Source organism: Bacillus sp. RO2, assembly GCF_012911845.1.
GTDB lineage: Bacteria > Bacillota > Bacilli > Bacillales > Bacillaceae_I > Sutcliffiella_A.
The window spans coordinates 15,483-30,460 of sequence record NZ_JAAXCU010000038.1; the positions used below are offsets into that span (position 1 = coordinate 15,483).

Genomic DNA, 14,978 nt, shown 5'->3' on the forward strand with positions numbered 1-14,978 from the left:
ACTGACACAAAATAATTAAAATGTGATTTTGAGGTGTATAAATGAAACAATGGAAACTGATTGTTTTACTGTTTATATTTGTGCAAATTACCCCAGCCATATCAGATGCAGAACAAATCGTGAATGCTCAAGAATGGTATACCTATGACAGAATGCGGGAAGATTTAAGGCTTTTAAATAGAAAGTATAACGAAGAGATGCAAATTAAGCTAATTGGAAAATCAGAGTTTGGTCAAAATATCTGGGCTGCGAAAATAGGAAAAGGCAAAGAAAACATCCTTATTCTAGGTGGGCATCATGGACGAGAATGGCTTACGACAAGTCTTGTCATGACAAAGCTGGAATATTACTTAGGAGCGTATAAGAAAGGTGATGATATATTTGGTTACAATTCGCATATTTTGAATGAGGTTTCCATTTGGTTTGTCCCGATGGTAAATCCGGATGGGATACGAATTCAACAAGAAGGTATAGGTGTTTTGCCTAAACATCATCAAACTCGATTAATTCACATGAATGAGAATAGCATGGACTTTGATCGATGGAAAGCAAATGGGATGGGAGTAGATTTGAACAGGCAGTACCCAGCAGGCTGGAAAAACATTAAAGAAAAAACGTCAGTTCCTTCCTATCAATATTATAAGGGGAAATATCCGCTGCAAGCTAAAGAAGTGCGGGCAGTTGTACAATTTACAAAGGAATTAGAGCCGTTGATGGCGGTTACCTACCACTCCTCTGGGAGAGTTCTGTATTGGTACTTCAAAAATAATCAAGCAGTGGTAAATCGGGATAAGAAAATAGCAGATAACTTATCAAAGTTAACAGGGTATGAACTGGACCAACCGGAGGAGCATGCTGTTGGTGGAGGGTTTTCCGATTGGTTTGTTTCAGAATTCAATAGGCCTTCCTTCACTCCGGAGATCTCTTATTTTGTGGAAGATACAAATCCTCCGATATCGGTTTTTCAGGAAGAATGGAACCGGAATAAAAAGGTGGGTATATACCTTGTGGCACAAGCGAAAAATCTGTTTCTAGACCGTAATGAAAATAAAAATAATGAGGCAGAATAATTGTATTGGTTTTTCAAAAGAGAAAAAGGGGTATTTAGTTTGTTAAGTGTTTTATTTAAGAGTAGCCAAAAAAGGTTGACACCGTCCGTTTTTCCCTTGTAGAGTAGTAAATATGAAAAACAAAATAAACTCTAATAACCTTCGTTAGGCGGGGCTTCATGCACCTTCATTCGTTCCAAAATGACAGGTGCTTTTTTAATGAGTGAAACAGGGAGTTAAACCTAATATACAATATTCAAGGTGGTGGTAACGAAAATGGATAGTAGTCCAAGTCCGAGGACGAATTTTACAAGAAGTACAGGAACATACATATCATTATTCGTTACCACCCCAATGGTAAAATAAAGATTGTGATTCCTGGTACTCCTTAGCATGCAGGGGAGGCAAGGCTTATGGTGAAAAACATGACAGAGGATCAAATCATACTAAACATCATCAACTTCTTAAAAGATGGAAAGCGAAAAGCTTTTCAAGATATCATCGAAGAACTTCAACCTTATGACACAGGAGTCATTTATCAACAACTTCCTGAAAAACATAAAGTGAGATTTTTAACATACCTTTCAATCGAACAACTAACAGCACTAATTCAAGAACTAAATCAGGAATTGCAACTGGAAATATTACAAAAAATCGGTGTGGAAAAATCGGCAAAAGTAATGGACCGAATGGACAATGATGACTTAGCCACATTATTCGATGAAATGGACCCGGATATTAAGAGCCGATTCTTAGCCAAAATGAACAAAGAAGAATCCACCGCCGTTCAGGACTTAATGAAGTATGAAGCGGAAACTGCCGGCCGTTTGATGACAAACCGGTACGTGTGGATACCTCAGGAATACACAGTCCGTGAAGTGGTTGATAAACTTAAATCTTTTGCGGAACTGGCGGAGACCATCAACTACTTGTATGTCATTGATGAAGAAAAAAGGCTTGTAGGCGTTGTCTCTTACCGTGATCTTATATTGGCAGACGCGCATGAAAAGATTCAGGAAATTATGTTTTCAAGGGTAATCTCCGTTCATGTTGATACAGACCAAGAGGAAGTGGCAAATGTCATCGAGCGATATGACTTCTTAGCGGTTCCTGTTGTGGACGATGAAAAAACTTTAATTGGAATTATTACAGTCGATGATGTCATCGACGTCGTCATTCAAGAAGCAAATGAAGATATTGAAAAACTTTCTGCATCTGGTAAAGATATCGACTTTGATACACCTGCTTTAGTGGCTTCTGCAAGACGTTTGCCGTGGTTGATCTTATTATTATTTATTGGACTTATATCAGGTAGCATCATAAGCGGGTTTGAAGATACATTAGGTACAGTTGTGGCGCTAGCATTCTTTATGCCGATGATTGCTGGGATGACAGGTAACACAGGCACACAATCACTTGCTGTTATTGTACGTGGACTTATCTCTCGTGATTTGGATAAAAAGCTGGTTACAAAAGTTGTTCTCCGTGAACTTGGAGTGGGAATAACAATCGGAATTACATGCGCTATTTTAATTGCCATCATTGCTTTTGTATGGCGAGGCGATTTGATTTTGGGAATGGTTGTAGGGGTTTCTTTATTTTTTACTCTTATCATCGGTACACTCGCGGGTACTATAATTCCTTTAATTCTCTATAAACTGAACATTGACCCTGCCATTGCATCCGGTCCACTTATCACAACCGTGAACGATATCCTTTCATTATTAATTTATTTTGGAATTGCGACAGCATTTCTTTCGTACTTGGCTCCATAATTCAAAAGAAAAGACCCTCCTTATCAACAATTTAATGTTAATAAGTGGGGCTTTTCTTTTTTTATCTAGGCTCTGTTAAACACCGCTGTTGATTTACGCACTAGGCTTCGCTTTCCTAGGGGCGTTTGAGGAGCCTCCTCGGAAAAGCGCCTGCGGGGTCTCCCCTAAACGCGATCTCCCTTAGGAGTCTTCGCCTATTGCTCCAATCAACAGCTAGGTTGCTGCAAAAATCAACAGTATGCTTTAACTGAGCCTTTATATATGAGACGGCTGTATTTTCTTCTTTAACAGTCTTGTCAGCAAGAAGATATTAATAAATATGGTGTAACATCCTAAGGCAACCAAGCCAACTGTAGACAGTTCTATCATCTCTAAAATGAGACTAAGCATGGTAACAATATATAGAAAACCCAACAATTTTTGAATACTTCTGCTTTTAAAGAAAGAGGTCGCTTTTGCGCCTAATTGAGAACCAACGATGGCCCCTGCAATTAAAAATAATCCTACCTTAAAATTTATTGGATTGTTTATTGCATATGTAATGAATCCAGCACTCACAATTAAAATGACTCCAGCAAGGCTTGTTGCTACAGCTTGTTTGGAAGAGAAACCGTAGTATGCAATTAATAATGGGACAATGATAAATCCGCCACCCACACCTAGGGTAGTAGAAAGAAATCCTGCAATCACTCCTATGAAAATAAACTTCCAGAAGCTCTGCTTGTTCGAAGTGGCATCATAAGCGACTGGATTTCCCCCGTTTCCATTCTTCAACATTTTATATGCAAAATAGGTAAGTAAGGCAAGATACAGAATTGGTACAACAATGGTGTCATAATCATTTGACTCCAGCCAACTTACTACAGGATAGGCAATTTGTGTGGCAACGACTCCACTTGCTCCAACTATGAGTGCTGCCTTCCATTGGATGTTTTTCATTTTGAAATGGGCATATACACCTGCTACAGATGTCCCGATGGTATAAAGAAGACTTGTAGAAATTGCTTCAATGGGGGGGTAGCCGATAAGAAGCAAGACCGGCGTCAGTACGAGACCGCCTCCTATTCCAAAAAAACCGGAAAGCATACTGATTGAAAATCCTAGTAGTATAAATAATATAAATTCCATCTATGTATTCTCCTTTGCAAACGCGTATCTATAGTATAACATTGAGCAAAAGTTAGGTGGTTGTTAACAGAAAAATGTCGCAATAGAACAATCCCTTCTCATGATATTGTCACCTTGTTCATACATTGTGATAAGAGGAAAAGGGAGGTAGTTTTGATGAGAGCAAATAATGAAAAGGCCTTATTCCACGCCATTGATGAAATTACTGAGATTGCAAAAGGGTTTGGACTGGACTTTTATCCAATGCGTTATGAAATTTGTCCTGCTGATATTATCTATACTTTTGGAGCATATGGAATGCCGACACGCTTTTCCCATTGGAGCTTTGGGAAGCAATTTCACAAGATGAAACTGCACTATGATTTGGGACTCAGTAAGATATATGAATTGGTTATTAACTCGAATCCATGTTATGCCTTTCTTTTGGACACCAACTCGCTTATTCAAAACAAGTTGATTGTCGCGCATGTGCTAGCCCACTGTGACTTCTTTAAGAATAACTGCCGGTTCCAGAATACGAACAGGGACATGGTGGAGAGTATGGCGGCAACTGCCGAGAGAATTAAGCAATATGAACAGGATTATGGAAAAAAAGAAGTAGAGGACTTTTTGAATGCGGTCCTAGCCATACAGGAACATATCGATCCTTCTCTCATTCGATCCAAGCTTGCCTGGAGCATGGAGGATATGGAGGAAGAGGAAGAAGCACCAAAGAAGGCGAGTCAATATGATGACTTGTGGAATTTAGATAATCGCAGTAAACCGAAGGCAGTTCCAAAGAAAAGAAAAAAGAAATTTCCTCCTCAACCGGAAAAAGATATACTTCTTTTTATTGAACAATACAGCAGTGAGCTTGAAGACTGGCAACGCGACATTCTGACGATGATGCGAGAGGAGATGCTATATTTCTGGCCGCAAATGGAAACGAAAATCATGAATGAAGGCTGGGCATCCTATTGGCATCAACGAATTCTCCGCGAAATGGATCTCACAAGTGATGAGGCATTGGAATATGCAAAATTGAATGCAGGGGTCGTGCAACCTTCAAAAACGAGTATCAATCCATACTATCTGGGCATTAAAATTTTTGAGGATATCGAGGAACGTTACAACAACCCGACTGAAGCGATGAAACGGGATGGAGTGATGCCAGGGTCAGGAAGGGAAAAGATGTTTGAGGTGAGGGAAGTAGAATCTGATATTTCCTTCCTGCGCAACTATCTCAATAAAGATCTTGTCATGCGGGAGGATATGTATCTTTTCCAAAAGCAGGGCAAGGACTACAAGATTGTCGATAAGGCATGGGAACAAGTGCGCGATCAACTGGTGAACATGCGTGTTAACGGTGGATTTCCATATATTACGGTAAATGACGGGGATTATTTACGAGCAGGGGAGCTATATTTGAAGCATTGGTTTGAGGGAATTGAACTCGACCTAAAATATTTAGAAAAAGTAATGCCGTACATTTTTCAAATTTGGGGTAGACCAGTCCATATGGAATCGGTGATTGAGACGAAAAATGTATTGTTTACGTATGACGGGAAGAGCGTGCATCGGAAGTATATCTAGAAATCAAGAAAATAGACATGAATATGTAAGAAACAAAAAACCCATTCCTAAAAATGGGTTTTTTTCTAAATAATCAAATGGTTATATATAAATCAATATATTAATGTCCATGTCCATGCCCATCATTTTTAATCTCACTAATATTTTCATGCCTGGTTTCTCCATCAACATACCAGTTAAGTGTGAATGCGAGAGGGGACACTAGAAGTAATAACATTGTAATAACTAAAGTAGTTTGTTTTGTGTTTAACTGAATATTGTTTTTAAAAATAAAACTTAAAACCGACAATACAATCCCACTTGGAATTAAAACCACTGCATATCCGCCTAAATCACCAAAATGCTGAATTCCGCCACTTACCATACCTACTCCTAAAGAAAGTAAAAGTGAAAAAAATAAAAGTTTGATAGCCTGAGGGAAAGTCATCTTCTTTTTTTCTAAATAAAACTCATTAACAAAAGATGCAGAAATAAATAAGGCGGAGCCTAAAATTAGAATTATTGAATATCGAACTGGTTCTATAGGCATGTGGACAATCCCACCTGAGATGAGACCCACTCCTAAAAAGTACATGATGTATATGACATATGGAAACCATATTAGTTTCCATGTTTTTGATAGATGTTCCACTGGTATTTCCCCCTAGTTCGTATAAATATAATGATTTTTTTTGTAATACTATTTAGAATTATTAAGTGAAAACACAACAGATAAGATAGTAAAGTATAGCAAAAGGCCCATGATGGGTTGCTAGAAAAAAATCTTGTTTATCACTCAAGTAACCGATTCCGTAGATATGTTTTTGCTGTCTTCCTTTGCTTCTTTAAAATATTTATCATTGTTATTTTTCCCTTTACTTGAGCAACCAACAGCCAGAATGCTTATTATTTACATCGTAATAAATAAGTTCCCCTTTTTTATATTCCCGACCTCCATAGTGTTTATTTTGTTTCGAATTTCCCACCCGTCTATGAGAGAAACATGACATCAAGAATAATGAGGTCTACCTCATTATCACTCGGAAACCGGATTCCTTCTAAAGCAATAGTCTGTTTGATGCAGGAAAACCCGTGGGAGTTTAAATAGAGAGATAAAAGCTCTAACACTCGTTGTTCGTCACTTTCAGTAGTTATTGTTCATCTATTTTTGGCCTCCTTTAATAGAATTGATATGGTTTGTACCGACACCAATCTCACTGCGTACTTCAGTTCCCCACCAAAGCCCTAAAATGGCTGGGAAATTTAAGGTCAGCACCTACCTGTAATAAATATAGAATATACTGTAAGTATCGAGAAAGTTTGCAGGTTTACAAAATATAACAAAAAACAAATTTAGCCTTGGATTAGATATGTATTATAGGGGGAGTTATTAGAAAATACTAATTAAAAAACACGCTAAAACCGAATGAAAATGTTTTAACATTTATGAAGAAAACCAAGAGGCATTAATTGATGGTTCAAATGAAGCAAGCAAAATTAAGAATTTCAGGAAGAAGCAGAATGATCTTACACTTAAAAAGTCATTGAATCAGTTCTAGACTAAAGAATCCTAACGACCATTTTTTACAGAAAAAATGAATATGATTATCTTTTTTATGTCAAATGTTCAGCTCTTCTCCAGATATGCAAAAGGATAAAAATTTTCTTTAGATTGGTGGGCACTGGCAGTATGACGGCAAGAGCGTACATCGGAAGTATATATAATGAAGAACACCTTGGGGGAAGCCCTCAAGGTTTTTTAAATTGGATAGAAGCAGTGAAGTTGCCATCAGTCATCAAATAAATAAAACTCTTTCGGAATTTTGATTGATTTTGATTGATATTAAATGTTTTTGATTGATTTTGATTGATTTTTGTAAGAGCTTACATTACAATATAGCTACATACAAACGAACAAAGGAAAAGGTGATTTCCATGCTAACTCCAGAGCGACAGCAAATAATACTTGAATTAGTTCAAAAGCATGAAGTAGTGAAACTCCAGGATTTTGTAGACGCAACAGGAGCTTCAGAATCAACAATCCGCCGCGATCTTAGTCAGCTAGAGGAGCAGAATAAATTGAAAAGAGTTCACGGAGGGGCTGCGAGAATCTTAAAAAAGGGGGAGGAACCAAGCATCATTGAGAAGGCATCCATTAACTTGTATGAAAAGAAGAAGGTTGCCAAAGTGGCAGCTGACCTTGTCATGGATGGTGATTGTATTTTTCTCGATGCCGGTACCACAACATTTCAAATGATTCCGTATCTCGAAAACAAACAGATAACGGTAGTTACCAATGGTTTTGTCCATATTCAATCTTTAATGGAAAAAGGGCTGGAAACTTACATTATCGGGGGTTTCATGAAGAATAAAACGGGTGCGATTATCGGAAGCAAGGCTAGTCAATCCTTGCTAGACTACAATTTTGATAAAGCCTTCATAGGGGCAAACGGAGTTCATCCCACTAATGGTTATACAACTCCTGATCCTGAAGAGGCAAGTATAAAGAGTTTGGCAATTAAGCTTGCTAATGAAGCTTTCATTCTCGCCGACTCCTCTAAGATCAATGAAGTTGCATTTGCAAAAATTGCACCACTTCAATCAGGAACGCTCATAATCAATCAAATCGAAGAGGCCCTAGCAGCAACTTTTAAAGATAAAACAACTGTGATAGAGGTGTAAACTCATGATATATACCATTACATTGAATCCATCCATTGATTATGTAGTGGAGGTGAAAGAATTTAAAGAAGGTACGATAAATAGATCTTCCAAAACAAATTATTATCCTGGAGGAAAAGGGATAAATGTTTCCAGAGTGTTAAAGAGACTTGGTGCAGATACGATGGCACTAGGCTTTGCGGCAGGATTCACCGGTAATTTTATAAAAGAAAAGCTAATAGAGGAACAAGTGGCGGTCAGATTTTTAGAAGTAGATGGCCATTCCCGTATAAATGTAAAACTTAAAGCGGAGAAAGAAACCGAAATTAATGGCAACGGACCGTTAGTAGATGATGCTGCGGTTAAGCGCTTGCTTCAACAATTGAACCAGCTTTCAAGTGAAGATATCGTCGTGCTTGCCGGCAGCATCCCTGCCACAGTGCCAACTGACATTTATGAAACGCTTATTCAGAAGTGTCAGCAACATGAAGCAAAAGTAGTTCTGGATACTGGAGGACAAACATTAAAAACACTCCTTTCGTACAAACCATTTTTTATTAAACCAAACCACCATGAACTTGGTGATCTGTTTGGTGTCACTATTCAATCACAGGCTGATGTCATCCATTACGCAAGCAAGATTCATGAACAGGGTGTCGAGAATGTGGTTGTATCCATGGCTGGAGAAGGCGCAATTCTGTATACAAGATCTGGTGTTTATTTTGCTAAAGCGCCACGTGGGGAAGTGAAGAACTCCGTAGGCGCAGGGGACTCGCTTGTCGCCGGCTTTCTTGCGGGATATGTAAATTCAAGGAAAAGTGAAGAAGCGTTGCGCTTAGGAATAGCTTCCGGAAGTGCTACAGCATTTTCTTATGACCTTTGTCAAAAAATAGATGTAAATAAATTGATAAATCTAGTAGAAATAGAAAAGTTATAGAGGGGGAGAGGACCATGAAAATAACAGATTTACTGACGAAAGAAACGGTTACACTTCAATTGCAATCCCGCAACAAATCTGAAGTCATTAAGGAATTGATTGACTCCTTGGATGGTGCCGGAAAGCTAACCGATAAGCGTAAGTTTGAAGAGGCGATCTTTGCCAGGGAGGCACAGAGTACAACCGGAATCGGTGAAGGGATAGCGATTCCGCATGCAAAAACGAATGCGGTGGAGACTCCCGCTATTGCCTTCGGTGTGTCAAAGGATGGAGTAGATTACGAGTCATTGGACGGTCAGCCTAGTCAGCTGTTTTTTATGATTGCGGCAAGTGAAGGAGCCAACAACGAACACTTGGAAACATTATCCCGTTTGTCTTCCATGCTGATGGATATTGAATTCAGAAATGCATTATTAGTAGCACCGTCAAAAGAGGAAGTTATAAGATTAATAGATAACAAGGAAAATGTATTGTTTGAAGAACAAGAAGTCGAAGCAGTCACTTCTCCTGACAAAGGATTGATTCTTGCAGTAACTGCCTGCCCCACTGGAATCGCACATACGTACATGGCGGCAGATGCGTTAAAGCAGAAGGCGAAAGAACTGGGATTAGAAATAAAGGTGGAAACCAATGGATCAAGTGGTGTGAAAAATAAACTGACCCAAGAAGAAATTAACAACGCATCGGGAATTATTGTTGCTGCCGATAAGCAGGTGGAAATGGAACGGTTTAATGGCAAAAAGATTATTCAAGTGCCTGTTGCCCAAGCAATTCGGAAGCCTGAGGAACTTTTATCAAAGGCAGGCAGTGGGGAAGGGGAAACTTATAAGGGATCCGGCAGCTTAGTTTCAGAGGGGAAAAAGGGACGTTCTGGTTTCTATAAGCACTTGATGAGTGGTGTTTCCAATATGCTTCCTTTTGTTGTAGGAGGCGGGATTATCATTGCGATATCCTTTATGTTCGGAATCAATGCTGCAAATCCTGATGACCCAAGTTACCATTGGTTTGCAGAAGCTCTTATGACTATTGGGGGAGGAAATGCCTTCTATTTGATGATACCCGTCCTTGCCGGATTCATTGCAATGAGTATTGCAGACCGTCCTGGATTTGCAGCAGGAATGGTCGGTGGATTAATTGCATATACAGGTGAAGCCGGTTTCTTGGGTGGTCTGATTGCCGGTTTCCTTGCCGGTTATCTCGTTCTAGGTTTAAGAAAAGTTTTCAGTGGGCTGCCTGCATCTCTTGAGGGAATTAAGCCGGTTCTACTATACCCACTATTCGGTATTTTTCTTACAGGAATGATCATGCTGCAACTTGTGACTCCTTTGAAAGCGTTTAATCAAGGGTTAACGTCTTGGCTGGGGGGATTAGGCTCTGGTAATCTAGTTGTTTTGGGTATTATATTAGGGGCGATGATGGCTATTGATATGGGTGGTCCCATCAATAAAGCAGCCTTCACATTCGGTATTGCTATGATTGACGCAGGGAATTATGCGCCACATGCAGCCATCATGGCAGGAGGAATGGTGCCGCCACTGGGATTGGCACTTGCTACAACCATCTTTAAAAATAAATTTAACAAGCAAGAGAGGGAAGCAGGAAAAACATGTTATATCATGGGGGCTTCTTTTATCACAGAAGGTGCCATCCCGTTTGCAGCAGCAGATCCGTTACGCGTCATCCCTTCTGTGGTGGTAGGTTCAGCAGTTGCAGGTGCGTTGACTATGCTGTTCGGTATCGGACTGCCTGCGCCGCATGGTGGATTGTTTGTAATTCCAATTGTGACCGGCGGTATTTTCATGTATGTGTTGGCAATAGTGATTGGAGCTGCTGTGACGGCAGTAATGGTCGGGTTGTTGAAAAAAAGAATTGTGATGTAATATGGTTGAAAAAGTGATGGGGCAACTCATCACTTTTTCTATTGAAAGTTTCAAACACATCCAACATTAGTGACTTTGTACCCTTTGTATATAATAGATACTACCATGTAAGAAAGAAGGGAGCAGCATGCTTAAAGATGCAATCGTTATAGGAACAGGTTTTGGTGGAATTACTGCAGCGGCTCTTCTTGCAAAAGCTGGGTACGACGTTTTGACCCTTGAAGCTGCAAGTGAGCTTGGTGGGTGTGCGAGCAAATTTGACCGAGGTGGATATAGGTTCAGTGCTGGTGCGACAGTTGGCATGGGTTTTGAAGAAGGTGGGATGTTAAAGAGACTCTTTGAAGAGCTAGATGCACCAATTCCTCCGATGAGAAAGCTTAATGAAATAATGAATGTGTATCTTCCTGATCGGACGGTTACATATTTTTCGGAAAAAGAGAGATGGTTTAAAGAAGTCATGGATAAATTTGAGTGCGATCAAGACCGTATCCATGCTTTTTTTGAAGAAGTATTTACGGTAGCCGAGATATTGCAGAAATTTGTAGAGAAACGGGCTATCTTTCCACCAGTCACTGTCTCAGAATTTTTTGTGTTATTAAGCAGTTTGGATGTAAAATTTCTAGGTTTGGCCCCATATTTAACTCAATCAGTTCAAGACCGGCTATCCAAATACGGTTTAACTAAAAACAATCCTTTTATGACGTTTATCAATGGTCAGCTAATGGATAGTGTTCAGACCACTGCAACATCAAGTCCTTCTTTGTTAGGTTATATGGCATTAAGTATTTTTCATAAGGGTGCATTTTACGTGGAGGGCGGCCTTGCTTCTATCATCCATGCCTTAGCGGAAAACTATCGAACTTCTGGTGGGGAACTGCGCCTACGTCACAAAGTTGTCAGTATAGCCAAACAGGGAGAAGTATGGACAGTTATGACAAAACGTGGTCAGGTGTTCAAAACAAAGCAGGTGATTATGAATGCTCCGATCCATAATGCATTTTCGTTGTTGGAGCCAGAATTGCTTAATGATTTACCTATAAAAGAAGAGAAAGAAAAACAAAAAAATGCTTGGGGCGCTTTTACGCTTTATATTGGGGCAGAACCCTCATTTTTGGTACCTGAAACAAGATCCATTCCTTTTCACCAATTCATCTCTTCCTATGAATCCCCTTTATCAGAAGGGAATCAATTTTTGTTTTCGATGTCACAAGAAGGTGATACAAAGTTCGCGCCAATGGGAAAAAGATCCATCACTATCTCTACTCATACAAATGTGGACAAATGGTGGGACAGGGAAAAGTACGAAAGTAGAAAAGAAGAATACATGGAGAAGATTATTGAATCTATTGATAAGAAGTTCTCGAGTTTCTCTTCTAAAATTAATATTAAGATGGCGGGAACTCCTGTTACTTTTAAGCGCTATACCCAACGAGCAGATGGAAAGGTAGGAGGTTATATACCTTCGGGTAAGTATAGTTTATTGAAAAGTTACTCTCCAAACTCTCGCGTGGATGGGCTATGGTTTTGTGGAGATACCGTTTTTCCAGGAGCAGGATCATTAGGAAGCAGCTTGAGCGGCTGGATGGTGGCTGATGCAATAAGAGGAAAGCACCCAAGTAATGGCATGTAATCTCGCCTTTAGGGTGCTTTTCTTTATTATCTATGGGAGAACGGAGGTCATCTTGCTATGACTCCCTACGACAACAATTAATATCAAACATTGTCCTCATAGTAGAGCAATGACGCCCGGAGGAGGTGAAAACCTCTGAACATTGTCCTCATAGAGTTGCAATGACTCCCAGAGGAGGTGAAAATTCGTGAACATTGTCCTCATAGGCTTGCAATGACTCCCAGAGGAGGTGAAAACCAGAGAATATTGTCCTCATAGGCTTGCAATGACTCCCAGAGGAGGTGAAAACCAGAGAATATTGTCCTCATAGAGTTGCAATGACTCCCAGAGGAGGTGAAAATTCGTGAACATTGTCCTCATAGAGTTGCAATGACGCCCGGAGGAGGTGAAAACCAGAGAACATTGTTCTCATAGAGTTGCAATGCCGCCCATAGGAGGTGAAAACCTCTGAACATTGTCCTCATAAGAGAGCAATGACTCCCAGAGGAGGTGAAAACCCGAGAACATTGTCCTCATAGAAGAGCAATGACGCCCGGAGAAAGAGGAAACCAGTAAACATTGTCCTCGTAGGAGAGCAATGACTCCCGATGGAAGTGAAAGCCCCCAAACATTGTCCTCATAGGTAAAACTACATGCATCTAACATTCCATTAATTAAACAAACAACCCCATCAATGTTCCTCCAATGGCACCTGTTAATACAATCACCCAAGGTGGAAGCTTCCAGTAGACAAGCATGCTGAACAAAATAGCTGCAAAAGCAAAATCAATTGGAGCTAAAATTGAGCTAGTCCAAATGGGAAAGTAGAAAGCAGAAATCAAAATTCCAACAACCGCAGCATTCACTCCCATTAATGCTGCTTTCACTTTGGAATTACGACGTAACGAATCCCAAAATGGCAATGTACCAAGAATTAAAAGAAAGGCAGGAAGGAAGATAGCAAATGTTGCTAACAGTCCGCCCTTCCAGCCGTCAATGACAGCACCGATATATGCTGCGAATGTAAATAACGGGCCAGGGACTGCCTGTGCAGCACCATATCCAGCAAGAAATGCTTCTTCACTAATCCAGCCAGTTGGCACGAATTCTCGTTCTAGTAAAGGAAGAACAACATGCCCTCCACCGAATACTAAGGATCCAGAACGATAGAAGCTATCAAACAGAGCAACCCAATTTAATGAAGTTGCTTCTCTTAAAATGGGTAACAAGATAAGTAGTCCGAAGAATAGTGATAAACAAATTACTGCTAAACGTTTGGAAATCGGAAACGCCAAACGAGAGTCGTCCTCAGTGATATTTTGTTTAAATAAAATAAATCCAATGATAGCGGCAATGATGATAACTCCGACTTGGGAGAATGCAGTTTGCCACAATAACGTAACAACTAGTGCAAATAACGCTATAGCTTTTCTTTTCAAATCTGGGGTAAGGTTGTTTGCCATCCCTAATATGGCATGAGCGACAACAGCAACCGCGACAATCTTCAGTCCATGAATCCATCCTGCATTACCTACATCAAACCCCTGAAGGATGATAGCGAATATAATTAATGCTAAGACTGATGGTAACGTAAATCCTAAAAAGGAAACAATGCCACCAAGAACTCCTGCACGCATCACGCCAATTCCTATTCCAACCTGACTGCTCGCAGGTCCTGGCAAGAACTGACATAAGGCTACAAGGTCAGCATAACTTTTTTCATCCAGCCATTTCCTGCGGCGTACATATTCATTATGGAAGTAACCGAGATGGGCTACTGGTCCACCGAAAGAAGTTAGACCTAGTCTTGTTGATACAATTAAGATTTCTATTAATGACAGTAATTTGTTAGGTTTCGTCATGTTGATCACCTTCTTTAATTTCTTTAAAAAGTTCATAAGCTTTGTTTCTTGCTTCTTTTAATAGGAGATTTCCTTTTTCTGTAGTGGTATAGTTTTTTCGGATTTTCCCCTCTACATTTAGGTCCTCCCTATGCAAAAGGCCGTCCTTTTCCATCGTGTGCAAGATAGGATACAATGTTCCAGCACTTATGGAGTATCCATGTTCCCTTAATTCTTCTAGCATCCAGGCGCCATAAACAGGATGTACTTTTGCATGATGAAGAATATGAATCTGAATAAAACCAAGGAACAGTTTTCTAAGTACTCTTTCTTCCAAATTATGTCCTCCTTTGTTGTAGGATAGAAGGAGCTTTCAAGTTCACGAAAACCGATATCGATTTTCGATATTACTATATCACATTTTTTATTATGTCCCAATACGTACTGAAAAACTTTTCACAACCTTTACAAACTCTTAGAAAAGTTGACGTTCTCTACGTGATGGGCTAATATAATAGTAACAAAATTACGTTATCCCAAAGGGGAG

Annotated in this window: 11 protein-coding genes; 7 read left to right on the plus strand and 4 right to left on the minus strand. The window is 39.7% G+C overall.

The window, feature by feature from the left end; genetic code table 11:
• Positions 1–41: 41 nt before the first annotated feature.
• Positions 42–1,070: a M14 family zinc carboxypeptidase gene (locus HF078_RS09275; protein WP_169290893.1), complete on the plus strand. Its 1,029-nt coding sequence runs from the start codon at positions 42–44 to the stop codon at positions 1,068–1,070.
• Positions 1,071–1,462: 392 nt separating this feature from the next.
• The gene (mgtE, locus tag HF078_RS09280; RefSeq protein WP_169290894.1) at positions 1,463–2,824 is read left to right on the plus strand and encodes a magnesium transporter; all 1,362 of its coding nucleotides are present in this window, start codon (positions 1,463–1,465) and stop codon (positions 2,822–2,824) included.
• 255 nt (positions 2,825–3,079) lie between these two features.
• Here the strand turns inward: mgtE and HF078_RS09285 are convergent, their stop codons facing one another.
• Complete coding sequence (locus tag HF078_RS09285) at positions 3,080–3,952, minus strand: sulfite exporter TauE/SafE family protein (RefSeq protein WP_169290895.1); 873 nt, start codon at positions 3,950–3,952, stop codon at positions 3,080–3,082.
• Positions 3,953–4,108: 156 nt separating this feature from the next.
• Between HF078_RS09285 and HF078_RS09290 the strand changes: the two genes are divergently transcribed.
• Positions 4,109–5,524: a SpoVR family protein gene (locus tag HF078_RS09290; RefSeq protein WP_169290896.1), complete on the plus strand. Its 1,416-nt coding sequence runs from the start codon at positions 4,109–4,111 to the stop codon at positions 5,522–5,524.
• Positions 5,525–5,624: 100 nt separating this feature from the next.
• Here HF078_RS09290 and HF078_RS09295 read toward each other — a convergent pair whose 3' ends face one another.
• Complete coding sequence (locus HF078_RS09295) at positions 5,625–6,053, minus strand: hypothetical protein (RefSeq protein ID WP_169290897.1); 429 nt, start codon at positions 6,051–6,053, stop codon at positions 5,625–5,627.
• Between the two features lie 1,385 nt (positions 6,054–7,438).
• Here HF078_RS09295 and HF078_RS09300 point away from each other — a divergent pair.
• The 4 genes from HF078_RS09300 (at position 7,439) to HF078_RS09315 (ending at position 12,611) form a co-directional block, all read left to right on the plus strand.
• Positions 7,439–8,185 (plus strand): DeoR/GlpR family DNA-binding transcription regulator, encoded by a 747-nt coding sequence (locus HF078_RS09300; protein WP_169290898.1) that lies wholly within the window; start codon positions 7,439–7,441, stop codon positions 8,183–8,185.
• Between the two features lie 4 nt (positions 8,186–8,189).
• Positions 8,190–9,101 carry a 1-phosphofructokinase gene (gene pfkB, locus HF078_RS09305; RefSeq protein ID WP_169290899.1) on the plus strand — a complete coding sequence of 304 codons (912 nt, stop codon included), beginning with the start codon at positions 8,190–8,192 and terminating at the stop codon, positions 9,099–9,101.
• A gap of 14 nt (positions 9,102–9,115) precedes the next feature.
• The gene (locus HF078_RS09310) at positions 9,116–10,981 is read left to right on the plus strand and encodes a PTS fructose transporter subunit IIABC (protein ID WP_169290900.1); all 1,866 of its coding nucleotides are present in this window, start codon (positions 9,116–9,118) and stop codon (positions 10,979–10,981) included.
• Between the two features lie 127 nt (positions 10,982–11,108).
• Positions 11,109–12,611 (plus strand): phytoene desaturase family protein, encoded by a 1,503-nt coding sequence (locus HF078_RS09315; protein WP_169290901.1) that lies wholly within the window; start codon positions 11,109–11,111, stop codon positions 12,609–12,611.
• 653 nt (positions 12,612–13,264) lie between these two features.
• Here HF078_RS09315 and HF078_RS09320 read toward each other — a convergent pair.
• Both HF078_RS09320 and HF078_RS09325 read right to left on the minus strand, forming a co-directional pair.
• Positions 13,265–14,452, minus strand: coding sequence for a chromate transporter (locus HF078_RS09320; protein WP_169290902.1), 1,188 nt, complete (start codon positions 14,450–14,452; stop codon positions 13,265–13,267).
• On the minus strand, positions 14,439–14,768 hold the full coding sequence (locus tag HF078_RS09325; protein ID WP_169290903.1) for a PadR family transcriptional regulator: 330 nt from the start codon (positions 14,766–14,768) through the stop codon (positions 14,439–14,441). Before HF078_RS09325 ends, HF078_RS09320 begins: the two co-directional genes overlap by 14 nt.
• Positions 14,769–14,978: the final 210 nt, after the last annotated feature.